This window comes from Burkholderia sp. L-4, assembly GCF_056856535.1.
The window spans coordinates 40724-61848 of sequence record NZ_JBXEOX010000002.1 but is presented as its reverse complement, the minus strand read 5'-3'; the positions used below and the strand labels follow the sequence as shown (position 1 = coordinate 61848).

At 68.1% G+C, this 21125-nt stretch carries 19 protein-coding genes and 1 pseudogene; 10 read left to right on the top strand and 10 right to left on the bottom strand.

Translation table 11 applies throughout. The annotated features are described in order from the left end of the window. Nucleotides 1-13 precede the first annotated feature (13 nt). The 3 genes from AC1VVG_RS17065 to AC1VVG_RS17055 all read left to right on the top strand — a co-directional run bounded on the left by AC1VVG_RS17065 (nt 14) and on the right by AC1VVG_RS17055 (nt 2356). Nucleotides 14-1003 carry a 2OG-Fe(II) oxygenase gene (locus AC1VVG_RS17065; protein ID WP_301742236.1) on the top strand — a complete coding sequence of 330 codons (990 nt, stop codon included), beginning with the start codon at nt 14-16 and terminating at the stop codon, nt 1001-1003. Nucleotides 1004-1016: 13 nt separating this feature from the next. Beyond that, nucleotides 1017-1940, top strand: a complete 924-nt coding sequence (locus AC1VVG_RS17060) for a DMT family transporter (protein WP_034186156.1) — start codon at nt 1017-1019, stop codon at nt 1938-1940. A 65-nt stretch (nt 1941-2005) separates the two neighbouring features. Next, nucleotides 2006-2356 (top strand): VOC family protein, encoded by a 351-nt coding sequence (locus tag AC1VVG_RS17055; RefSeq protein ID WP_034186157.1) that lies wholly within the window; start codon nt 2006-2008, stop codon nt 2354-2356. A 35-nt stretch (nt 2357-2391) separates the two neighbouring features. On the opposite strand, the gene AC1VVG_RS17050 is transcribed toward AC1VVG_RS17055, so the two are convergent. The 3 genes and pseudogenes from AC1VVG_RS17050 to AC1VVG_RS17040 form a co-directional block, all read right to left on the bottom strand. Continuing rightward, a complete protein-coding gene (locus tag AC1VVG_RS17050) occupies nt 2392-2799 on the bottom strand; it encodes a DUF2000 domain-containing protein (protein ID WP_034186158.1) in 408 nt (135 codons plus the stop codon). Nucleotides 2800-2846: 47 nt separating this feature from the next. Then, nucleotides 2847-3689 (bottom strand): annotated as a pseudogene (locus AC1VVG_RS17045) (AraC family transcriptional regulator); the annotation flags it as partial. 73 nt (nt 3690-3762) lie between these two features. Beyond that, nucleotides 3763-4680: an AraC family transcriptional regulator gene (locus AC1VVG_RS17040; protein WP_069245984.1), complete on the bottom strand. Its 918-nt coding sequence runs from the start codon at nt 4678-4680 to the stop codon at nt 3763-3765. Nucleotides 4681-4781: 101 nt separating this feature from the next. Between AC1VVG_RS17040 and AC1VVG_RS17035 the strand changes: the two genes are divergently transcribed. Continuing rightward, the gene (locus AC1VVG_RS17035) at nt 4782-5531 is read left to right on the top strand and encodes an SDR family oxidoreductase (protein WP_034186161.1); all 750 of its coding nucleotides are present in this window, start codon (nt 4782-4784) and stop codon (nt 5529-5531) included. A gap of 72 nt (nt 5532-5603) precedes the next feature. Here AC1VVG_RS17035 and AC1VVG_RS17030 read toward each other — a convergent pair whose 3' ends face one another. Beyond that, nucleotides 5604-6905: an aspartate aminotransferase family protein gene (locus AC1VVG_RS17030; RefSeq protein ID WP_059556872.1), complete on the bottom strand. Its 1302-nt coding sequence runs from the start codon at nt 6903-6905 to the stop codon at nt 5604-5606. A gap of 79 nt (nt 6906-6984) precedes the next feature. Here AC1VVG_RS17030 and AC1VVG_RS17025 point away from each other — a divergent pair, with 79 nt between their 5' ends. From AC1VVG_RS17025 to AC1VVG_RS17015, 3 genes are all read left to right on the top strand, one after another. After that, the gene (locus tag AC1VVG_RS17025) at nt 6985-7869 is read left to right on the top strand and encodes a LysR family transcriptional regulator (protein ID WP_175026792.1); all 885 of its coding nucleotides are present in this window, start codon (nt 6985-6987) and stop codon (nt 7867-7869) included. A 299-nt stretch (nt 7870-8168) separates the two neighbouring features. Beyond that, nucleotides 8169-9476, top strand: a complete 1308-nt coding sequence (locus AC1VVG_RS17020; protein ID WP_059556871.1) for a dicarboxylate/amino acid:cation symporter — start codon at nt 8169-8171, stop codon at nt 9474-9476. A 679-nt stretch (nt 9477-10155) separates the two neighbouring features. Continuing rightward, nucleotides 10156-11469, top strand: coding sequence for a right-handed parallel beta-helix repeat-containing protein (locus tag AC1VVG_RS17015; protein WP_034186165.1), 1314 nt, complete (start codon nt 10156-10158; stop codon nt 11467-11469). A 14-nt stretch (nt 11470-11483) separates the two neighbouring features. Here AC1VVG_RS17015 and AC1VVG_RS17010 read toward each other — a convergent pair whose 3' ends face one another. After that, nucleotides 11484-12308, bottom strand: coding sequence for a response regulator (locus tag AC1VVG_RS17010; RefSeq protein ID WP_241510343.1), 825 nt, complete (start codon nt 12306-12308; stop codon nt 11484-11486). A gap of 196 nt (nt 12309-12504) precedes the next feature. Here AC1VVG_RS17010 and AC1VVG_RS17005 point away from each other — a divergent pair, with 196 nt between their 5' ends. After that, complete coding sequence (locus tag AC1VVG_RS17005) at nt 12505-12894, top strand: flagellar transcriptional regulator FlhD (RefSeq protein WP_080287718.1); 390 nt, start codon at nt 12505-12507, stop codon at nt 12892-12894. Next, on the top strand, nt 12891-13523 hold the full coding sequence (gene flhC / locus AC1VVG_RS17000) for a flagellar transcriptional regulator FlhC (RefSeq protein ID WP_059556870.1): 633 nt from the start codon (nt 12891-12893) through the stop codon (nt 13521-13523). Before AC1VVG_RS17005 ends, flhC begins: the two co-directional genes overlap by 4 nt. Here flhC and AC1VVG_RS16995 read toward each other — a convergent pair. From AC1VVG_RS16995 to AC1VVG_RS16975, 5 genes are all read right to left on the bottom strand, one after another. Then, nucleotides 13520-15346, bottom strand: a complete 1827-nt coding sequence (locus tag AC1VVG_RS16995; RefSeq protein ID WP_124669646.1) for an ATP-binding response regulator — start codon at nt 15344-15346, stop codon at nt 13520-13522. The two genes, flhC and AC1VVG_RS16995, sit on opposite strands and share 4 nt — an antisense overlap. A 377-nt stretch (nt 15347-15723) precedes the next feature. Next, nucleotides 15724-17148 (bottom strand): isochorismate synthase, encoded by a 1425-nt coding sequence (locus AC1VVG_RS16990; RefSeq protein ID WP_482835922.1) that lies wholly within the window; start codon nt 17146-17148, stop codon nt 15724-15726. Continuing rightward, nucleotides 17145-17450: an isochorismate lyase gene (locus AC1VVG_RS16985; RefSeq protein WP_482835921.1), complete on the bottom strand. Its 306-nt coding sequence runs from the start codon at nt 17448-17450 to the stop codon at nt 17145-17147. Before AC1VVG_RS16985 ends, AC1VVG_RS16990 begins: the two co-directional genes overlap by 4 nt. Beyond that, complete coding sequence (locus tag AC1VVG_RS16980; protein WP_034186170.1) at nt 17447-18220, bottom strand: thioesterase II family protein; 774 nt, start codon at nt 18218-18220, stop codon at nt 17447-17449. The genes AC1VVG_RS16985 and AC1VVG_RS16980 overlap by 4 nt, the downstream gene beginning before the upstream one ends. Then, nucleotides 18217-19869 (bottom strand): (2,3-dihydroxybenzoyl)adenylate synthase, encoded by a 1653-nt coding sequence (locus tag AC1VVG_RS16975; protein WP_124607640.1) that lies wholly within the window; start codon nt 19867-19869, stop codon nt 18217-18219. The genes AC1VVG_RS16980 and AC1VVG_RS16975 overlap by 4 nt, the downstream gene beginning before the upstream one ends. Nucleotides 19870-20087: 218 nt before the next feature. Between AC1VVG_RS16975 and AC1VVG_RS16970 the strand changes: the two genes are divergently transcribed. Further along, complete coding sequence (locus AC1VVG_RS16970; RefSeq protein WP_051700896.1) at nt 20088-21029, top strand: helix-turn-helix domain-containing protein; 942 nt, start codon at nt 20088-20090, stop codon at nt 21027-21029. The last annotated feature ends 96 nt before the right edge of the window (nt 21030-21125 follow it).

Here is a 21125-nt window from a genome sequence, read left to right as displayed (position 1 = left end):
AGCGAGGCACGCGATGAACAAGGGAAATGCATTGCCGGTGTTTGCGCGCGGGTTCGACCGGGTGAGGCTCGCGTTGCGGACGTCGCTGTCGGCCGGCGTGAACGTCGACGGCACGCTGGACGCAGCGACGGAACCGATGCGCTGGACGAGCGCGTGCCTGCGCGACGGTTACGAGGTGCGATACCGCCGCAACCTCGACGATCTCGGCTATCGCGAGGTGCCGATGCGCGGCACGCGTTCCGATTCGCTGAACGCGGTGTGCCATCTGCGCGGGCTGTTCTCCGACGAGGCGGTGAGCGCGTTGCGCGAGATCGGCCGCGCGCTGGAGCGCAGCGCGTCGAGCAGCAACTGGATCATCTCGAAGCGCGTGCGCGCGGTGACGAACCGGTCGCGCTTCATCGACGACATGATGCACGACCGCGCGTTCCTGATGCGGGTGTCGCGTCTTGCCGGCGCCCCGCTGATTCCGTATCCGATGGTCAATGCGCGGTCGCAGTTCAATTACTACTATCCGACGGACTCGCGCGAAGGCGGCAACGCGCCGCTCGGCATGTGGCATACCGACGGCACGAGTTTCGTGCTGAATGTCGTGCTGTCGGATCGCGCCGATTACGAGGGCGGCAACTTTCTGTTCTACGAATCGACCGCGGAAACGTTCGATCGTCACGACAGGGAACGCCGGCATGTGAAGACCGCGAACCTGGACCGCGCGGGCGACGCGCTGCTCATCTACGGCAGCAAGCTGTTCCATGGCGTCGAGCCGGTCGAGGCCGGACGCCGCATGTCGCTGGTGCTGTCGTTTCATTGCCCGTACACGCGCGAGGACGACAACGGGTTCTGGCATCTCGCGTCGGACGACGGCATTCCGCGCACGATCGTCAACTGGCTGGCGCTGCAGCGCGCCCTCCGGGACGACGCCGAATTGCAGTACCGACGCCTGGGGCTCGAACCGATTCGCCCCGAAGACCTGGACGACCAGCGCCTGTCTCCGGCCCCCTTCTGAGAGCCGTCGCCCCATGCAGCTATTCCTGCTTCAGCTCGTTTTCGTGTTGTCGTGGAGTTCCGGTTTCATCGGCGCGAAGCTCGGCGCGGAGACGGCCGGTGCGTTCAACCTGCTGTTCTGGCGGTTCCTGCTCGTCACGCTGTGCCTGGCGGTCGTCCTCAACCGGCGGCTGGGGCGCCTGACGCTCGAAAAAATCCGCTATCACGCGGTGATCGGCTTCCTGTCGCAGTTTCTTTACCTGACCTGCGTGTACATCGCGATTCAGCATGGGCTGCCGCCGGGCATCGCCGCGATCGTCGCGGCGTTGCAGCCGCTCATCACGGCCGCGATGACGTCGCTCGAGGGCAGCGAGCGCAGCGGGGCGCGCCAGTGGGCCGGGCTCGTCGTCGGGTTCGTCGGCGTGGGCATCGTGATCGGCGGGCAATATGCGTTGCCGGCCGGGTCGGTCGGGATCGTCATGTACCTGTTGCCGCTGGTGTCCGCGCTGGGGCTGTCGATCGCGACGATCTATCAGCGGCGGCGCGCGCTGACGGCCGCGCGCAGCAACGAGGACGGGCTGTTCCTGCCGCTGTTCGTGCAAGGGTGCGTGAGCCTCGTGCTGTTCGCCGCGTGCGGGATCGTCACGGGCAACCTGCATGTGCCGACACAGCCGAACGTATGGGTGTCGGTCGTGTGGCTGACGGTGTTCTCGACCTTCATCGCGTACCTGTCGCTGTGGGCGCTGCTCAAGCGCATGCCTGCGACGCGCGTGGCGACCCTCGTCTATCTCGAGCCGCCGGTGACGCTGTTGTGGGCCGCATGGATGTTCGGCGACCGGATCGAGGTGACGACCTATCTCGGCATCGTCGTCGTCGCGATCGGTGTGTGGCTGGCGGGCAGGCACGTCGAGCGGCCCCCGCGGGCGCGGCGGGCGGAGATGAAGGCGGCCGGGCGCTGACGGGCTGGCCGCGCGGGCGATTCCGGTGTAGCGTCGCGAGACAACCCGACTCGCGAAGGAACCCGATGAAAGTCAAACGGATCGTCGCCAACATCGACACACGGTCGGTCGACGACGCAACGCGTTTCTACCGGCAGATCTTCGGTCTCGACCTGCTGATGGATCACGGCTGGATCGCGACCTACGGCAATGCCGAGCAGATGGACGTACAGATCAGCTTCGCGTCGCAGGGCGGATCGGGCACGCCGACCCCCGATCTGTCGATCGAGGTCGACGACGTCGACGAAGCGCTCGAACGGGTTCGCGCGGCCGGCATTCCCGTCGAATACGGGCCGGCCGACGAGCCGTGGGGCGTGCGGCGCTTTTACGTGCGCGATCCGTTCGGCAAGCTCGTCAACGTGCTCGCGCATCGCTGACCCGACGCGTCGGGCAAGCTTTCGCGCGGCGACGTTCAGGCATGCAACGCCAGCCCCTTCACCGCCTTGTCCACGGCCTTCTTCGGCCCGTGCAGCGCCAGACCGACTAGATCGGGATTGGCCGCATCCTCGGCGCGAAACGCCGCTCGGTTGGCTGCGTCGTGGCCGGTCGAAAACATCGCGCGCACGTAGGGCACGATCGTCAGTTCGCGCGATAGCGCCTGCCGGTGCGCGGCCTGCAACCCGTTCAGGTCGGCCGCGAATACCAGCATCGGCTGGCCGAGCATCCGGCCGTAGCGGCGGCCGGCCGCATCCTCGTAAGGTTCGCCGAGCGCGTCGGGCGCGCCGGCCGCGACCCCCGTCGCGAGAAACGCGACCACGTTGAGTTTTTGCCATGCGGCGAGATCGTCGCGCACGATCAGCGCTACTTTCGTATCGAACATGCTTGCTCCTGGTTGGAGCGTCCATGATCGGATGCCGCGCGCGATCGGTCTGGAACGTTTGTGCAGAGTTGCCGGTACGCGGCCGGCGTGATCCGGTACGCGCGGCGGAACCAGCGGCCCAGATGGCTCTGGTCGGCAAACCCGACGTCCGCGGCCGCCTGCGCGGGCGTGCGGCCGGCCGCCAGCAGCCGGCGCGCGGCGCGCAGCCGCAGGCGGACGAGGTAGGCGTGCGGCGACGTGCCGAAGGCGCGCTGGAACATCCGCGTCAGCCGGAACCGGTCGATGCCGGCGACGCCCGCCAGTTCATCGAGGCCGATATTGCCGTCCATGTGTGCATGCAGCAGGTCGCGCACGCGGGCGATCGCGGGCGGCACGACGCCGCTTTCCAGCGCGGGTGGGCCGCGCAGTTCGCCGCCGAGCCGCGTCAGCAGGCGGTCGAGCGTCTGGTCGCGGGCGAGCCGGCCTTCGTTGTCATGGATCGCGAAGAATGCGTTGCGGATCGCGTCGACGAGGCTGCGGTCGTCGACGAGCGTATGGCCGAACGTGGCTTCGACGCCGCCGAGGCCCGGCAGGTCCAGCCGGCGCGCGGCGCGCTCGACCCACGCTTGCGGCAGGTACAGCATGCCGTAGGTGAAGCCGCCGGCCTCGGGCGCGTGGCCGTCGTGCATCGCGCCCGGCTCGATCAGGATCGCGCGGCCCGGCACGCTGGTATGCAGCGACCGGTGGCACTGGAAGCGCTGCACGCCCTGTTCGGTGAAGCCGACCAGCATGTCGTCGTGATCGTGCGCGTCGTACGCATGGCCGTTGAAATGCGCGTGCAGGCTTTCGATGCCGGTTTCCACATCGCGCCGTGCGACGAGCCAGTGGTCGGTCGTGGCGGTTGTCGTCATCGGATGCCTCGCGCGTGGTCGTTGCGTGACCGATAGTGTACGCAGGTCGCGGGATGGCGGCGGCGGGCGCGGCTCATGCGTCGTTCGCCGCCGCCTGTGCTTCACGCGCATATTGCGCGGGCGGCCGGCCGACGTGCCGCGTGAAGGCGACGCTGAACGTGCTGGCCGAGCTGTAGCCGACGCGCCCCGCGACCTCCGCGATGCGGCCCTCGTTGCGGCGGAGCAGGTCCTTCGCGAGCGCCATGCGCCACGTCAGCAGGTATTCCATCGGCGCGACGCCGACCGCGCGGCTGAAGCGTTCGAAGAACGTCGAGCGCGACAGCGCGGCTTCCTTCGCGAGTTCGACGATCGTCCACGGGTGCGCGGGGCGTTCGTGCATCTGGCGGAGTGCCGCGGCCAGGCGGTTGTCGGCAAGGCCGCGCACGAGGCCCGGCGACGCGTTCGTGCCGGACGTGAAGCGCAGCGCCTCGATCAGCAACACTTCGAGCAGGCGCGCGAGCACGATCTCGCGGGCAGGCCGCTGCGCGCGCGATTCGTCCCGCACCAGTTGCACGAGCGTGGTCAGCCGCGGTTCGCCGCGCACGTGCACGAAGCGGGGCAGCAGCGACACCAGCAGCGAGGCGTCGGGCGAACCGAAGCTGCAGTTGCCCGCCATCATCCGCGTGTCGACCGGGTTGGCCGGATCGCCGATCCGGTATTCGCCGTGCTCGAGCGCGACGGGCGGTGCGGTCTCGACGCCCGGCGCCGGCGGTTCGAGGCTGGACATCGCGACGCCGTGCGCGGCCGGAATCAGCATGAAATCGCCGGACAGCAGCTCGATCGGCGCATGCCCGTCGATCGCGATCCGGCACCCGCCGTCGAGGATCGCGCAGTAGAACGGCTCGCCGGCGACCGTGCGGCTGATTGCCCACGGGCTCGCGCCGCGCACGTACTTCGAGTACCGCGCGCCCGGTTGCAGCAGCGTCACGACTTCGGTCAGCGGGTCGATCATCGCCGGACTCTCGCAAATGAAAAGCGGATTTTAGATTGTAGCGAATACGGATTCAGCCATCTATCGTACGAACACCTGCCCCACCCATCACAGGAGTTTGCATGAAGACCGTATTGATCACCGGCTGTTCCTCCGGCTTCGGCCTCGAGATCGCGCGCCATTTCCTGGCCCGCGACTGGCGGGTCGTCGCGACGATGCGCACGCCGCGCGAGGACGTGCTGCCGCCGTCGGCTAACCTGCGCGTGCTGCCGCTCGACGTGACGAACGCGGACAGCATCCGCGCCGCGATAGACGCGGCCGGCCCGATCGACGTACTCGTCAACAACGCCGGCTTCGGCGCGGCCGCACCGGCCGAACTGACGCCGCTCGACACGGTGCGCGCGCTGTTCGAGACCAACACGATCGGCACGATCGCGCTCACGCAGGCCGTGCTGCCGCAGTTTCGCCAGCGCGGCGCCGGCGTGGTCGTGAACGTCACGTCGAGCGTCACGCTGAAGGCGCTGCCGCTGGTCAGCGCTTACCGCGCGAGCAAGGCGGCGGTCAATGCGTTCACCGAATCGATGGCGGTCGAACTTGCGCCGTTCGGCGTGCGCACGCATCTCGTGCTGCCGGGCCGTGCGCCCGACACGCGTTTCGGCGACAACGCACGCGCGAACATGCACGGTTTCGAGCACGAGGCGTATGCGGAATTCGTCGGGAAGGCCGTCGCGCGGATGCTCGATGCGACGGGGCCGATCACCCATGCGCAGGATGTCGCCGAAGCCGTATGGCGTGCGGCGACCGATCCGTCGAGCCCGCTGCACATGCCGGCCGGTGCCGATGCGCACGCGTGGGCGGCGGAAGCAGGCTGATCGATCGGGCGGGCGTCCGTCGTGCCGGTCGGGCAACCCGGCACGACGGTTCGTGCGAGGCGGGGACGCGCGTTACAGCGCGCGCGTGATCGCCTGCTCCAGCAGCGACAGGCCGAGGTCGATCTCCGCCTCGCTGACGGTCAGCGGCGGCGCGATCCGGAACACGCCGCCCATGCCGGGCAGCTGCACGATGTTCATGCTGAGCCCGAGGTTCATGCACTCGCGCGTGATTTTCGCGCCGAGCCCGTCCGCCGGCTCCTTCGTGCGGCGATCCTTGACGATCTCGACGCCGAGCAGCAGCCCGCGCCCGCGCACGTCGCCGATGCAGTCGAACCGCTCCATCAGGTCGAGCAGTCCGCGCCGGAGCCGGTCGCCCATCGTGTTGGCGCGCGCGACGAGCCCGTCGCGCTGCACCACGTCGAGCACGCGCAGGCCGACGGCCGCCGGCAGCGGGTCGGATACGTGCGTCGTGTAGAACAGGTAGCCGAGTGCGTGCGCACGCTCCTCGATGGCCGCGGACGTGACGATCGCCGCGAGCGGCAGGCCCGCGCCGAGCGTCTTCGACAGCGTCAAGATGTCGGGCGTCACGCCGTCGCGCTGGCACGCGAACATCGTGCCGGTGCGGCCGACGCCCGTCTGCGCCTCGTCGAGGATCAGCAGCATCCCGCGCTGCTCGCACTTGCGCTTGAGCGCCGCCATATAGCCTTCCGGCAGCTCGATGATCCCGCCCGAGCTGAGGATCGGCTCCGCGATGAACGCGGCGAGGTTGCCGCTCGACTGGCGGTCGATCAGGTCGAATGCGTAGTCGAGTTCGGCGAGCGGGTCGTACGCGCCGTTGCGCTCGAAGCGCGGCCGGTACGCGAACGGCGCCGGAATCGCGAACGACCCGACCGACGCCGGGCCGACACCCTTGCGGCCCGCGCTGTACGTGGCCGACGCGGCCGCGCCCGTCATCCCGTGCCAAGACTGCGCGAAGCCGACGATCTCGTACTTGCCGGTGACGAGCTTCGCCATCCGGATCGCCGCTTCGTTCGATTCCGCGCCGGTGCTGAGCAGCAGCGCGCGGTCGAGCCCGGGCGGCGTGACGTCGGCGAGGCGCGTCGCGAGATCGACGACCGGCCGCGACAGCATGCCGCTGAACAGGTGGTCGAGCTTGCCCGCGTAGTCGCTGATCACCGACACGATCTCCGGATGGCAGTGGCCGAGCACCGCGCTCATCTGGCCCGACGTGAAATCGAGGATCGCGCGGCCGTCGGCGTCGTAGACGAAGCTGCCTTTCGCGCGCTCGATGATCATCGGCTCGAACGTGCCGCCGTAGCGGACCAGGTGCTGCCTGGCGTTGCGCCAGAAGGTTGCGTCGTCGTTCAGGGACATCGGGCGTCTCCGCGCAAAAAGGGCTGGGATCGCTTGCAGTCTAGGCGCGCGTCTGGTTTGATGGAAACGAATAGTTCTTATGCAAGGTAGAAAAGGAGCTAATACCTTGGGACTTTCGCTTGAAATCGACCTGCTGCGGTCGTTCGTCGTGATCGCCGAGGTGCGCGCGCTCAGCCGCGCGGCGGCGCGCGTCGGCCGGACCCAGTCCGCGCTCAGCCAGCAGATGAAGCGGCTCGAGGAAGTCGTCGACCAGCCGCTGTTCCAGCGCACCGGCCGCGGCGTGGTGCTGACGCATCCGGGCGAGCGGCTGCTCGTGCACGCGCAGCGCATCCTGCGGCTGCACGACGAGGCGATGGCCGACCTGTGCGGCACGGGGTTGTCGGGGTCGATCCGGTTCGGGTGCCCGGACGATTACGCGGCGGTCTGGCTGCCGTCGCTGCTGCGGCAGTTTTCGAGCCAGCATCCGCAGGCGATCGTCGAGGTCGTGTGCGGGCCGACGCCGCGGTTGCTCGAACAGCTGGAGAAACGCGCGGTCGATCTCGCGATGATTTCGCTGCCGGACGACGGCGCGCACGCCGACATCATTCGCCGCGAGCAACTGGTGTGGATCGGTTATCCGGGGCTGGAGCCCGAGCATTTCGATCCGCTGCCGCTCGCGCTGTCCGATCGCGACACGCTCGATCACATCGCGGCGTGCGACGCGCTGGATCGCGTCGGCCGCGATTACCGCGTCGCGTATGCGAGCAGCAGCCTCGCGGGGTTGATCGCGCTGGTGCGCTCGGGGCAGGCGTTCGCGGTGATGACGCAGACGGCCGTGCCGGCCGACCTCGCGATCGTCGTCGGCGGCCCGCGGCTGCCGCCGCTGCCGGCTGTCGGCATTACGCTGAAGTTCGACCGGAAACGGCCGTCGCATCTGACTGCAGCGTTTGCCGAGCACATCCGGAATGCGTTGCCGCTGTTGTGACGCGCGATGTCCGCGGGTTTTCGAGAATGGATTTCCGGATCGATTCGGTCCGTCTGCGGATGGATTGTCAATGAATGTCAGCGCGCCTTGTGCGCCGGAATATGAAACGGGAGGATCGGGTATCCGGCGAAGCAGGCGGTGCCTTCCACGCAGGTACGGAAGCGATCTGTAAGGCGCCGGTGCGACCGGCCCGATTCGGCGGAGACGGATCGAAGCGCCCCCGTGGCGCTGGATCGCGGCGGGTCGGCCAATCAATTTCGACGAGGTTCACTCGTTCCTGATGAAAAGGAATCCTTATCATGAAGAGAAGGGGAGGCGCGGCCGTCTGGATCCTGGCCGCCATGGTGATGGGGATCATCATCGGCTACATGATTTACACCAATTTTCCGGACAAGAAGGCCGCGACCGAGATCGCCGGTTATATCTCGCTGGTGTCCGACGTGTTCCTGCGCCTGATCAAGATGGTGATCGGCCCGCTGGTGTTTTCGACACTGGTGGTCGGCATCGCGCACATGGGCGATGCGGCGTCGGTCGGACGCGTGTTCACGAAGGCGCTGGGCTGGTTCGTGACGGCGTCGCTGCTGTCGCTGCTGCTCGGCCTGCTGATGTCGAACCTCCTGCGGCCCGGCGAGAACCTCGGCCTGCCGCTGCCCGATATCGGCGCGACGGCGAATCTCGCGACGGCGAAGTTCACGCTGAAGGATTTCATCGGGCACATGGTGCCGAAATCCTTCGCGGAATCGATGGCCAACAACGAGATCCTGCAGATCGTCGTGTTCTCGATGTTCTGCGGGGTGGCGCTGGCTTCGCTCGGCGAACGGGCCGCGGCGCTCGTGGCCGTGATCGAACAGACGTCGCACATGATGCTGAAGATCACCGGCTACGTGATGAAGCTCGCGCCGCTCGCGGTGATGGCCGCGATGGCGGCGACGGTCGCGGTCAACGGCCTGTCGATCCTGTACAAGTTCGCCGTGTTCATGGCCGACTTCTACCTGAGCCTGACGTTGCTCTGGACCTTGCTGGTGCTGGCCGGGCTGCTGTTCATCGGCCCGCGCGTATTCAAGCTGCTGGTGCTGATCAAGGAAGCGTTCATGCTGTCGTTCGCGACCGCGAGCTCGGAGGCCGCTTATCCGAAGATCCTCGACGCGCTCGACCGTTTCGGCGTGAAGCGCAAGATCTCGAGCTTCGTGATGCCGCTGGGCTACTCGTTCAATCTCGACGGCTCGATGATGTACTGCACGTTCGCGTCGCTGTTCATCGCGCAAGCCTACGGCATTCACCTGTCGCTCGGCACGCAGGTGTCGATGCTGCTCGTGCTGATGCTGACCTCGAAGGGCATGGCGGGCGTGCCGCGCGCATCGCTCGTCGTGATCGCGGCGACGCTGCACCAGTTCAACATCCCGGAAGCCGGCCTGCTGCTGATCCTCGGTGTCGACACGTTTCTCGACATGGGGCGCTCGGCCACCAATGCGGTTGGCAACTCGATCGCCAGTGCGGTGGTGGCCAAGTGGGAGGGCGAACTGCTGTCGGAGAGCGATGCGCAGGCGCACGCCGCGCTCATGGACGCGGAACTGGCCGCGTCGAACAAGCAGACCGCCGGCGCCTGAGCGGCCGTGTCATCTTCCGCGCGCAGACGCCGAATCATGCGTCTGCGCACGTCGTCCGTGTCCGGTCCCGTGCGGGATCGGCAAGTCTGAATTAAAACGCAGTCCTGAATATCAGACACATCCCCCGCGTCTGATGCCCGCACCTGCCCGATCGGGATTTCGATCCCGGTTGCGGCCCGTCCCCTCTCTCCCGACGTTCCGCTCGATGCCGCACCACGCACGCGTGCCGGCCTGACGAGTCGTACGCCGTCTCGTTCTCCGTGGCGATACAGGCTCGGGACCCGTCCTACGACGGTCGCGGGGCTTCTGTCGGATTTACGCGCGCCGACGGCGAAATAGACTTCCAATCGAGCGACATGATCGTACGGGACGGAACACGAAGCCGACCGGCCCGCGTCGCTCGCGCAAGCGCTTCGGCATGTCGCCCGACGGTCGCACGCTGCCGGCACCGTCGACGTCGACCGCTCTTGGGGGAGCGGCCCGCCTGTATCGGCAGACGAGGGGCAATCGCCTGACACGGGCGTCGCCCGACTGTTTCCGGACCGGATCCGGACCAAATCGTTACGCCCAGCGGGTCGACACACGTCGTGCCGGTGCGCCGGCCGACCGTCGATGCCGTGCGACCGGATGCCGTCGCATCGTGCGCCGCGTCGGGCGAATGCCTATCGAGGGGGTCATCATGACCAGGTCATTTCGTATCGTCGGCGCCGCGGTTGTCGCATGGGCGTGCGCCGTTGCCAGCTTTCCGGTTCAGGTTTGCGCCGCGACGCTCACGGAGTACACGGCGCCGCGCCATGCCGCGCGGGCGCGTCCGGCGGTACGGGCCGTGCCGGCGGCCGTGACGGTCCGGGCGGCAAGCGACGGCAGCGACCAGACCGATGCGTTGCAGGCCGCGCTCAACGCGTTGCAGGCCGGACAGACGCTGATCCTCGCGCCGGGACGCTACACGGTCAGCCGCTCGTTGTCGGTGGCGACGTCGGGCGTCGTGGTGTCGGGCTACGGCGCGACGCTCGTCGCGACCAACCCGTCCGACCAGACGATCGTGATGAGCGGCGCCGGCTCGACGCTGGTGGGCGTGACGCTGGTCGGTACCGGCACCACGCGGCTCACGACGCCGGCGTCGACCAAGGTCGAGGTGACGGGCACGGGTGTCCAGGTGCTCGGCGTGACGATCCAGGGCGGCGCCAGCGCCGGGATCTTCGTGTTCGGCGGCAGCAACGTCGCGATCGTCGGCAATACGGTGAGCGCCACGCTGGCCGACGGCATCCATACGACCTACGGCTCGACCAACGTGCTCGTGCAGAACAATACGGTGAAGGGGACCGGCGACGACCTGATCGCCGTCGTCAGCTATCTGGGAGACGGCCGCGTCAGCAGCAACGTGCTGATCGATCGCAACACCGTGTCGGGAAACGCGTGGGGGCGCGGTATTGCGGTGGTCGGCGGACAGGCCGTGACGATCTCGAACAACACGGTCGACGGCGTGCAGAAGGCGGCGGGCATCCTGCTGGCGCAGGAGGACAGCTGGAAGACCTACGGCGTGTCGAACGTCGTGATCGACGGCAACGTGGTGACCAACGTCCAGAATTCGACCGTGAACAACGGGTTGCAGCCGACGCAGCAGGCGGCGCTCGAACTGGACACGTGGTCGGGCACGGTGTCGACCGTGACGGTCACGCGCAATCGCGTGACGGGATCGGGCTATGCGGGATTCCGGGCGCTGGGCAACGTATGCGACTTCGAGGTCGCGGGCAACACGTTCGCAGCGATCGCGGGTAGCGCGGTGTCGTTGCTGTCGAGCGGATGCACGGCCAGCCGGATCGTCGCCAGCGGCAATACGCTGGATGGCGTCGCACTGGTGCCGCCGGTCGGCGCATCGTCGTCGGGCACGATCGCGGCTGCGGGCGCGGCGACGACGGCGATGCCGCAGGTGCGCACCGGCCTGATGCAGTCGTCGGGCAGTGCGGCGCCGGCGGCCGGCGCCGCACGATGACGTCGCGACGACGATCAGAGGAGCCCCAGGCGCTGGCCCGCGGCCGCGGCCTGGGTGCGATTGCGCACGTGCAATGCCTTGAAGATGGCGGTGATATGGGCTTTCACGGTTTTCTCGGACAGGCCGAGCCGGTCGGCGATGAGCTTGTTCGGCACGCCTTCCGCGATCAGGCGCAGCACGTCGAGCTGGCGCAACGTCAGGCGCGGGCTGTCGGGCTCGTGCGCGGACGGCGGGTCGCGATGCGCCGATTGCATGTCGAGCAGCAGCGGCGGCACGTACCGCTCGCCGTTCATCACCATCTTGATGGCCGACAGCAGCGTGTGCGCGGTGGCGGACTTGGGGACGTAGCCGAGCGCGCCGTGCGTGAATGCCGCGCGTACGTCCTGCGGGTCCTCGGACGAAGACAGCACGACGATCGGCAACTCGGGCCGCAGCTGCGTGATCCCGTCAATCGCGGCGAAACCGTCCATGCCGCTCATTTTCAGATCCAGGACGATGACGTCGAGGTCGGTGTGCAGCTCGAGCAGCCGCAACGCGTCGTCGGCGTTGCCCGCCTGAATGTCGATCATCCCGCCATTGTCCTGGCGCAACAACGTCGCCACGCCGTCTCGCAGAACCGGATGATCATCGACAATGAGTATTTTCATGAAAATAAAAATAAAGTCGGAGGCAGATCTCTTTCGCTCATAGGGAATCCGGGGTTTTCGAAAAGTCTTAATACTTTGGTCGTATGCGACGCCGTTTTTCCATGGGCTAACGTCGGATTTACATCCGGTCAAGCGTGTTTGACACTGAATCGTCGCGGTTTTCGGTGCGCTGGGACGCACAACGAGCGTCACGAAGATCGCGATGGCAAGGGCTCGGGCAAGCTGCGGAAGCCGAGAGTTTTCGGGGTGCGATCGAACCCGGGTGCAGACTATACGATAAAAAGAACCGAACGTGCCAATACGGGGTGCGCTGATTATTTCAATTGATTGCCTTCTGAAAATCAGGCAATTGACGCCGAGGCGGGCGATTCACACCGTAAAACCAGACATGTTCCTTTGCACGGATTTGACGGACGTCTCCATCGGCCTGATTCGATATCAATCAAGGTGCAATATGGAAACTATCAATGAAGAGGATTTAATTCGCGACCTGAACATGTCTTATCTGTGGCTGGCGCAGCGGTTGCTGCGGACGGATCGTGCGACCGGCATGTTTCGTCTCGGCGCGACGCCGGATATGGCGGAGGCACTGGAAAGCCTGTCGATGCGATCGATGCTGAACCTGGCATCGTCGGGCCAATTGATCTGCGTGCTGCGACTGAGCCGCCGCGATACGGTGGACGCGCTCGCGCGGCACGCGCCGTCGGACGAAGTCGCGCCGCTGCACGTCGCGCTGGCGTTCTCCAGTATGGGGGCGTTCGACCAGGATATGCCGTGAACGGCGCCGCCGATGCCGCGCATGCGGCGAGTCTTGCCGATCACGCGCGGCTCGTGCTCGATGCCGTCACGCTGATCCGGCTCGGTGCGCGCCCGCAGATGCTCGAGATCGAGCTGGCGCTGCCGCACGAGCGCCTGGTCCGCCTGTATCGCGAGGTGCGCGGCGTGGCGCCGCCAAAGGGCCTGCTGCCGTTTTCCAGCGACTGGTACATGACCTGGATGGCCAACATCCATGCGTCGCTGTTCCACAACATCTACCGCTTCCTGCGGATCGACGCGCGGTGTTCGCGACTCGACGCGCTGGTGAAGGCGTACGGGCTGTATGCGGGGCGATGCCGTGCCGCGCACTGCGATCCGCTGCTCGACCTGACGCGCGCGTGGATGCTGGTGCGCTTCGTCGACGGCGGCGTGCTGTCGACGGCGCGCTGCGTCCGGTGCCATGCCGCATTCGTGATCCATCGCCACGACCTGCGCCCCAATCGCGTCTGTGTCGCCTGCCGGCCGCCGGCACGGGCCGGCAAGCGCGCCGGCCACGTGAAGCCGGAGCCGTCCGCCGGAAGCGCGTGCGGCACGAACGCGCGGATCCGGCTTGACCCGGCAAGCGCCGGCGGACACGCGCGGTGCCGCTAGATCGCGACGCCGCGGGCGTCCGCGTCGGCCATCGAGCGCCGCCGCGCACCGGCGGCGACGAGATGACCGACCGCCGTGCGCAGTTTGCCGTTCGGCAGCGGGCGGTGCAGCAGAACCAGCCCGCGCGCATGCGCCGCGGCCCGTTGTTCGTCGGTCGTATCGCCGCTGATCAGCAAGGCGGGCACGGCGGCGTCGAGCGCCCGGCGCAGCCGCTCGATGACCGCGATGCCGTTTTCACCGCGCGGCGGCAGGTAATCGCAGATCAGCAGGTCGGGTTGCCGCGCGCCGGCCGACAGCCGGTCGAGCGCCTCCTTGCCCGAGCGTACCGCGATCGTCTCGTAGCCCCACGTCGCCAGCAGTGCGGACAACCCGGTGCGGGTCGCGCGATTGCCGTCGATCACGACGACGCGCCCTGTCGTGCCGGGCACGTCGTCGTGACCGGCGATCGGCAGGTCGAGCGGATCGGGCGGGCAGGCGGCAAGCGCGATCGCGACTTCGAAGCACGAACCGCGGCCGGGCGTCGAGTGCACGGCCAGCCGGCCATCGAGCAGGGCGGCCAGCCGCCGCACGATCGCGAGCCCGAGCCCGAAGCCTTTCTCGTGATCGCGTTCGGCATTGCCGACCTGGTAGTACTCGTGGAACACGAGCTTCTGCAGGTGATCGGGAATCCCGCAGCCCGTGTCCCAGACCTGGATCGCGAGGCGGGTGCCGCGGCGCCGGCAGCCGACGACGATTCTTCCGCGCGCGGTGTAGCGCACCGCGTTGGAGACGAGATTGCGCACGATGCGTTCGACCAGCAGCGGATCCGATTGCACCACCGCGCGGCACGGCACGCGCGACAGCGCGACGCCTTTCGCTTGCGCGTCGAGCAGGCAGTCGTTGCACACGTATTCGAGCACCGCGTCGACGGCAAACGGCCGGCGCTGCACGTCGACGCTGCCGGCGTCGAGCCGCGAAAGATCGAGCAGCGCGCCGAAGAGCCGGCTGAGCGCGTCGGACGAGCGCTCGATGCGCTCGACGAGCTGGCGCCCGTCCGGCGGCATCGGGATGCCGTGCAGCGCGCCGATCAGCAGATTCAGCGCATGCGCGGACTGGCGCAGGTCGTGGCTGGCCGCCGCGAGGAATTGCGATTTGGCGAGATTGGCCTGGTCGGCGATGTGTCGCTGGCAGTCGAGGTCGACGGCGAGTCGTTCGATCCGCGCGTTCTGCGCCTGCAGATCGACTGCGTACCGTTCGGCCTTGAAGCGCAGGCGGATGTTCCGCGTGGCCGCACGGTTTGCCAGCAGCCCGAGATAGCCGATCACGCAGGCGATCAGCAGCATCATCGGCGCGGTCGTGCGCTGGAGCGCGTTCGTCGACAGGAGCGCGGCGCCGATATACGGGAGGGTGGCCGGCAACAGAAAGGCGATGAACGCCGGAAAGTACGTGCCGAGCACCGGGATGGCACCGGCCACGACGCCGGTCGTCGCGATGACCACGAGGCTCGCGATTTCGAAATCCGCGTGCGCCGCGAGATGAATCGACGCCCATCCCCAGCCCATGCCGGTGGCCGTGCTGAAGGCGGAGAGCCCCAGCGCCCAGCACTGCCAGCGGCTCGCGGACGACGGCGATCGCCGATACAGACGCGACAGCACGATCTGGCCGGTCGAGCACACGGCGATGTAGAGCGGCCACGCAAGGCCCGATGCGGGGGCCGGACGGCCGAGCCAGCCGATCGAAAGGGTCGCGAAGAGGGCAAGCAGCGTGCTGCCGACGGCGTAGGGCATCACGACGTCGTAGACGATCCTGACCTGTTCCGAGGCAATCCGGTCTCGCGACTGCATATGCGTCCACCAAGATCGCTGCGCACGGCAGCGGGGCGTATCGGCGCGCCTGGCACAGACGCGTATTCCCGTTACATCAGCATAGTCGTTGCGGTGTCGAAATACGCGGTATTTTTTGACGTAATCTGAAAGTTACTCAGGACTACAGATGTAATTGAGAATCGCCGGTTTGGATTCGAACGGGGTTGCATTGGATTGTGCCTCGGCAGTGCGCAATCGGTTACATGCGGCAGCGCAGCGGCCGCGCCGGCATGGCTGGAGCACCCGACATTTTCGCGGAGAAATCGTCGTTGCCACGGACGGTGCCGCCTGCCGAACGCGTGCGGCGTGGGAATGGGCCGCCGTTGCCGTGAAGCGAGCGGCGGCCACGGCAAGCTTCAATCGACCGTCGACGACATGCGCGCGCGGCCGTGGGCATCCGCCGCATCGCGCACGCGGATCGCCGCCTGCATGCCGGACAGCTTCAGTTCGGTTTCCTGATACTCGTTGACCGGATCGGAGTCGGCGACGATGCCGCAGCCCGCGAACAGCCGGCACGCGCCGCCTTCGATCAGCGCCGAACGCAGCGCGACGATGAAGTCGCCGTTGCCGTGCGCATCGATCCAGCCGATCGGTGCCGCGTACCAGCCGCGATCGAAGCCTTCATGTGCGCGGATATGGTCGAGTGCCGGCGCGCGCGGATGGCCGGCGACGGCGGGCGTCGGGTGCAGCGCCGCGACGACCTGCAGCAGCGTCGCGTCCGCATGCAGCGTGGCGCGGATCGGCGTGCTCAGGTGCTGCAGTTTCGGCAGCCGGTGCAGCGACGGGTGCTCGGGCACGTCGAGCATGCGCGACAGCGGCGTCAGCGCGGCGCGGATCGCGTCGACGACGAGCGCGTGTTCGAGCCGTTCCTTCGCGGAGCCCAGCAGCGCGGCGCCGAGCGCGCGGTCGTCGTCGGGCGTGGCGCCGCGCCGGATCGTCCCGGCGAGCGCATGCGTGCGCACGTCGCCGGCCGCGACCCGCGCGAGCCGTTCCGGCGTGGCGCCGACGAAGCATGCATTTGCGCGACGGATGGCGAACAGGTGGGCATGCGCGTCGCGGTGGCGGAGCCTGCGCAGCAGCGGCGCGATCGCGACGGGCCGCGTGTACTGGTCGAGCACGTCGCGGGCGAGCACGACCTTGCCGAACGCGCCGCCGCGTATCGCGTCCACCGCGCGCCGGACTTCGCGCTGCCATTCGCTTGCCTGCAGCGCCTGCGTGTGCAGCAGGTGCGATGCATCGTCGTCGTGGGCGGCGGCGAGTGCACCGAGCGACTCGATCCGTGCAAGACACGCATGCGCGAGCGCGGCCGGATCGTCGTGCGCGGCGACGACGTGCTGGCAGACCGCCCAGTGCGCTTCGCCTTCACGCACGATCAGCAGCGTGGCCACCGTCATGCTCGCGTCGGGAAACGACGCCCAGTGCACGCTGCGCGCCCCATGCGAATCGAACCGGAAGCCGCCGACGACGCGCGGCGGCTGCGGGCCGGCCGTCACCGCGCCACGAACCAGCGTGCGCCAGCGCGCGTCGATCTGCGCGAAGCGCGTATCGCCCGTGGCGTTCAGCTCGAGCGCGCGGTCCCAGCCGAACAGCGTGACGGACGCGTCGCCGGCTTCGTGAAAGAACCACGGCGTGACGCCGTCGTCCCAGGCCGCGATCAGGTCGAAGAAGTCGAGCGGCCGCAGCGGCACCGACACCGAGGCGAGCGTCGGCTCGCCGGTGGCGGCGGCGCGTCGGGCGGCACGCGCGAACGTGTCGTGCAGCAGCGGAAGGCCGGCGTTCATGCGAGCCCCCGCTGTTGCCGCCAGTACTGCGTTTGCTGGGCGATGTACCACGCGATCAGCCCGGCGAACAGCGACTCGACGTAGTCGGCGTCGAGACCGGCCTGTTCGGCCCAGCGGCGCCGGTTGGGCAGCATCGCGGCCACCCGTTCCGGCGCGGCGATGCTCGCTTCGTCGGGCTTGAAGCGCGACGCGGCCTTCACGTATTGCATGCGCCGGCCGAGCGCGTCGATGATGTCGGCGTCCAGGCGATCGATGGCGTCGCGAATGTCGGGAAGCCCCGTGCAGGCGTCCGGTGCTTTCATGTGTACTCCTTTCCGTAACGAAGGGACTGGTCGATCCGTTCGACCAGATGCGCGATCACCGCCGGGTATTGGTGCCGCAGGTAGAAGTGGTCGCCGTCGAACGTCTCGATGCGGATCGGGCGCGCCGCGACGTCCTGCCACGCATGCGCTTCGTCGCGGTCGAGTTCGGTATCGGCGAGCGGATGCATCACGCCGAGCGGCGCATCGATGCGTGGCGGCCGGTCGCGCCGGTACGTCTCGATCGCGCGATAGTCGTCGCGGATCATCGGCAGGTAGATCGCACGCATTTCCGGATCGGCGAGCAGCGCGGCGTGTTCGCCGGACAGCCGGGCGACATCGCCTGCGAGCGCGTCGTCGGATTGCAGGTGCAGATTCGACAGGCGCTGGCGATGCGGCGGCGGCAGCGCGGAGACGGCCACGTAAAGCGGCGCGGCGCCGCGTGCTTCGAGCCGTAACGCGACCTCGTACGCGAGCGCCGCGCCGAGGCTGTGCCCGAACAGCACGAGCGGCGCGTGCGCATAGCGTTGCAGGGCATCGGTCGCGGGGCCGGCGAGTGCCTCGATCGACTGCAGGCACGGTTCGCCGAAGCGCTCCTCGCGGCCCGGATACTGCAGCGCGAGCAGATCGACGTCCCACGGCAGCGCACGGCTCCAGTTGCGAAAGAAATTCGCGGTGCCGCCCGCGTGCGGGAAGCACACGAGTTGCGCCCGTGCGCACGGCGACAGCCGCAGCTCGCGGATCCAGTTCGAACCGGTCGGGCGCGCGATCATGCGGCGGCCGCCTGCAACTGGCGGCGCAGCAGCTCGCGCAGCGATTTCTTGCTGGTCTTGCCGATGCCGGTTTCCGGGAAACGCGGCATGAACTCGATACGGTCGGGAATCTTGAAGGCCGCGAGTCCGCAATCGCGCAGGTAGCGTTTCAGCACCAGCCTGGACGGTGCAGGCGCGCGCGCGACGACGAACGCGCACGTACGCTCGCCGAGCAGCGTGTCGGGCATTGCGACGACTGCCGCGTCGTGCACCTGCGGATGCGCGAGCAGCAGGTTCTCGACTTCCTCGGCCGACACTTTCTCGCCGCCGCGGTTGATCTGGTCCTTGTCGCGGCCCTCGACGACGAGGTCGCCGTCCGCGGTGCGCCGCACACGATCGCCGCTGCGGTAGAAGCCGTCGGCCGTGAACGCCGTTGCGTCGTGGTCGGCGAGCCGGTAATAACCGCGTATCGTGTACGGGCCGCGTACCTGCAGCTCGCCGATCTCGCCGGGCGCGACCGGTTCGCCGGCTTCGTCGACGATGCGCACTTCATCGGCATCCGATACCGGGCGCCCCTGCGTACGCGCGATGCGTTCGGGCGAATCGTCGAGCCGCGTGCAGCAGATGAGCCCTTCGGCCATCCCGAACACCTGCTGCAGCCGGCAGCCGAGCACGGGCGTCACGCGCGCGGCCGCGTGGTCCATCAGCCGCGCGCCGCCGACCTGCAGCACGCGCAGGCTCGACAGGTCGGCCTGCCGTTGCGGTTGCTCGTCGAGCCACAGCAGCGCGAGCGGCGGCACGAGCGCGGTATGCGTGACGCGTTCCCGCGCGATCAGCGCGAAACTCTGTTCGGGCTCGGGCCGGCCGGTCGTGACCACGCGGCCGCCCGCGAGCAGCGCACCGATCGTGCCGGGGCAGCACAGCGTGAAGTTGTGCGCCATCGGCAGCGCGGCGAGATACACGGTGTCGGCACCGAAGCCGCTTGCGGCGCTGCATGCGCGCACGTTGTACAGGTATTCGCGATGGCGGCGCGGAATCAGTTTCGGCGTGCCGGTCGTGCCGCCCGACAGCTGGAAGCAGGCGATGTCGTCGGCGCGCGCCGCGCATTCGAGTACGGGCGGCGCGTCATACAGCGCGTCGAACGACGTGAACGCGTGATCGTCGCCGGCCATCACCACGTGCGCGAGCGTCGGGCAGTCGGCCTGCAACGCGGCCGCGAGCGGGCGGCAGTCGAAATCGCCGAGTTGCGACGCACCGAGATAGGCGCGCGCGCCGGCAAAGCGGCAGAACGCGCCGATCTCGTAGTGGCGGTGCGCGGGCAGCGCGAGCACCGGCCGCACGCCGAGCTGGAACAGCGCGAAGCACGTCTCGATGAAGCGCGCGCCGTTCGGCAAATGGACGACGACCGCGTCGCCGCGCGTCAGGCCGAGCCGAGCGAGGCCGCCCGCGAGTCGCCGGATGCGCGCCAGCAGGTCGCGATAACCGAGCCGGCAGGCGCCGTCAACGACGGCGAGCGCGTCGGGATGGCGCCGCGCACACGCATCGAGCGCGTCGAAGAACGTCGTGTCCTGCCAGTAGCCGGCGTCGCGGTAGCGGCGCGCGACGTCGTCGGGCCAGTCGGGCGCGTCGGCCGGCACGGCCGGCGCCGGGGAGGGAAGGGAGGATTGCATGCGCAGATCTTGGGTTCCGGCAAGTTGTCAAAAAATGTAAATGAGAGGTATTATCATTTGGAACACGCGCCGCAATAGCGTCGTTTCTTTTGATATCGCGGCAATTTCATTCGATCGGGCGTCCGTTGCGCGGCGCCCGCGCGGTCCGGCCGGACAATCGGCCGGTTGCCGCCGGCGCGCGCCGGTCCGCGCGTGCCGCCTAACCAACGGACCCTCCGATGAGCTCGACCTCCTTCGCTTCGTCACGACGTCACCCGCCGGTGCTCGTGCCCGGCAACCATCCGGGCGTGGTGCACGTCGATGCGGGCATGAAACTCATGAGCGGCACGCTGTGCTCGGACAGCCGCGACTGGTACGAGGAGCCGCTCGAAAAAGGGCTGAAGCTCGTCCTCGTGCAGAGCGGACAGTTGCGCTGCCGCGTGCCCGGCCAGCCCGAGCAGTGCATCAAGGGGCCGGGCCTGTGCGTGATCGCCAACGACGGCGAGTTCACGACGCACCAGATCTACGATCGCGACGTGCCGCTGCGCTACACGATCGTGCAGCTCGGCCTCGACGCGCTCGACCGCAACCTGAGCCTGCTGCCGGAAAAGATGCTCGCGCCGACAGGCGGCGATCCGCGCATCGTCAGTTGCCCGGCGTCGAAGGCGCTGCAGGCGCTCGCGGTGCAGATCGCCACCTGCCCGTTCGAGGGCGCGGTGCGCGAGTACTACCTGAAGGCGAAGGCGTTCGAGCTGACCGCGCTGAGCGCGCAGCTGCTCGCGACGCAGCGGCAGTTCGCGCCGGCCGACGTGCGCGTCACGTCGTCGGATGTCGAGCGCGTGTATGCGGCGAGCGACATCCTGACGCGCGAGCTCCAGCAGCCGCCGACGCTCGACGCGCTCGCGGGCCGCGTCGGGATGAATTCGCGCAAGCTGACGGCCGGATTCCGCAAGGTGTTCGGCACGAGCGTGTATGCGTACCTGCAGGAATACCGTCTGCGGACCGCGCACGCGATGCTGTGCGCGGAGGACGCGAACGTGTCGACCGTCGCGTATCGCGTCGGCTACAGTCCCGCGCATTTTTCGATCGCGTTCCGCAAGCGCTACGGCATTTCGCCGAGCGATATTCGCGCGTCGTCGAACGCGATCGACGACGACGAACTGACGAGCGCGGCAATCTAAAACAACTGACCGGCAGCCTAAAGGAATCGACCGGGCACATGGGAGTGAATGAGATAGATTCTCATTCACGGGTGGCCGCCACCGCGCGGATCCGCC

Excerpts from the sequence above, each read along its gene's own strand:
- AC1VVG_RS17060 (WP_034186156.1), top strand. The coding sequence starts at position 1,017 with ATGCAGCTATTCCTGCTTCAGCTCGTTTTCGTGTTGTCGTGGAGTTCC.
- AC1VVG_RS16970 (WP_051700896.1), top strand. The coding sequence starts at position 20,088 with ATGAGCTCGACCTCCTTCGCTTCGTCACGACGTCACCCGCCGGTGCTC.
- AC1VVG_RS17005 (WP_080287718.1), top strand. The coding sequence starts at position 12,505 with ATGTTCCTTTGCACGGATTTGACGGACGTCTCCATCGGCCTGATTCGA.
- AC1VVG_RS16990 (WP_482835922.1), bottom strand. The coding sequence starts at position 17,148 with ATGAACGCCGGCCTTCCGCTGCTGCACGACACGTTCGCGCGTGCCGCC.
- AC1VVG_RS16975 (WP_124607640.1), bottom strand. The coding sequence starts at position 19,869 with ATGCAATCCTCCCTTCCCTCCCCGGCGCCGGCCGTGCCGGCCGACGCG.
- AC1VVG_RS16980 (WP_034186170.1), bottom strand. The coding sequence starts at position 18,220 with ATGATCGCGCGCCCGACCGGTTCGAACTGGATCCGCGAGCTGCGGCTG.
- AC1VVG_RS17020 (WP_059556871.1), top strand. The coding sequence starts at position 8,169 with ATGAAGAGAAGGGGAGGCGCGGCCGTCTGGATCCTGGCCGCCATGGTG.
- AC1VVG_RS17040 (WP_069245984.1), bottom strand. The coding sequence starts at position 4,680 with ATGATCGACCCGCTGACCGAAGTCGTGACGCTGCTGCAACCGGGCGCG.
- AC1VVG_RS16995 (WP_124669646.1), bottom strand. The coding sequence starts at position 15,346 with ATGCAGTCGCGAGACCGGATTGCCTCGGAACAGGTCAGGATCGTCTAC.
- AC1VVG_RS17025 (WP_175026792.1), top strand. The coding sequence starts at position 6,985 with ATGCAAGGTAGAAAAGGAGCTAATACCTTGGGACTTTCGCTTGAAATC.
- AC1VVG_RS17035 (WP_034186161.1), top strand. The coding sequence starts at position 4,782 with ATGAAGACCGTATTGATCACCGGCTGTTCCTCCGGCTTCGGCCTCGAG.
- AC1VVG_RS17065 (WP_301742236.1), top strand. The coding sequence starts at position 14 with ATGAACAAGGGAAATGCATTGCCGGTGTTTGCGCGCGGGTTCGACCGG.
- AC1VVG_RS16985 (WP_482835921.1), bottom strand. The coding sequence starts at position 17,450 with ATGAAAGCACCGGACGCCTGCACGGGGCTTCCCGACATTCGCGACGCC.
- AC1VVG_RS17015 (WP_034186165.1), top strand. The coding sequence starts at position 10,156 with ATGACCAGGTCATTTCGTATCGTCGGCGCCGCGGTTGTCGCATGGGCG.
- AC1VVG_RS17050 (WP_034186158.1), bottom strand. The coding sequence starts at position 2,799 with ATGTTCGATACGAAAGTAGCGCTGATCGTGCGCGACGATCTCGCCGCA.
- AC1VVG_RS17030 (WP_059556872.1), bottom strand. The coding sequence starts at position 6,905 with ATGTCCCTGAACGACGACGCAACCTTCTGGCGCAACGCCAGGCAGCAC.
- AC1VVG_RS17055 (WP_034186157.1), top strand. The coding sequence starts at position 2,006 with ATGAAAGTCAAACGGATCGTCGCCAACATCGACACACGGTCGGTCGAC.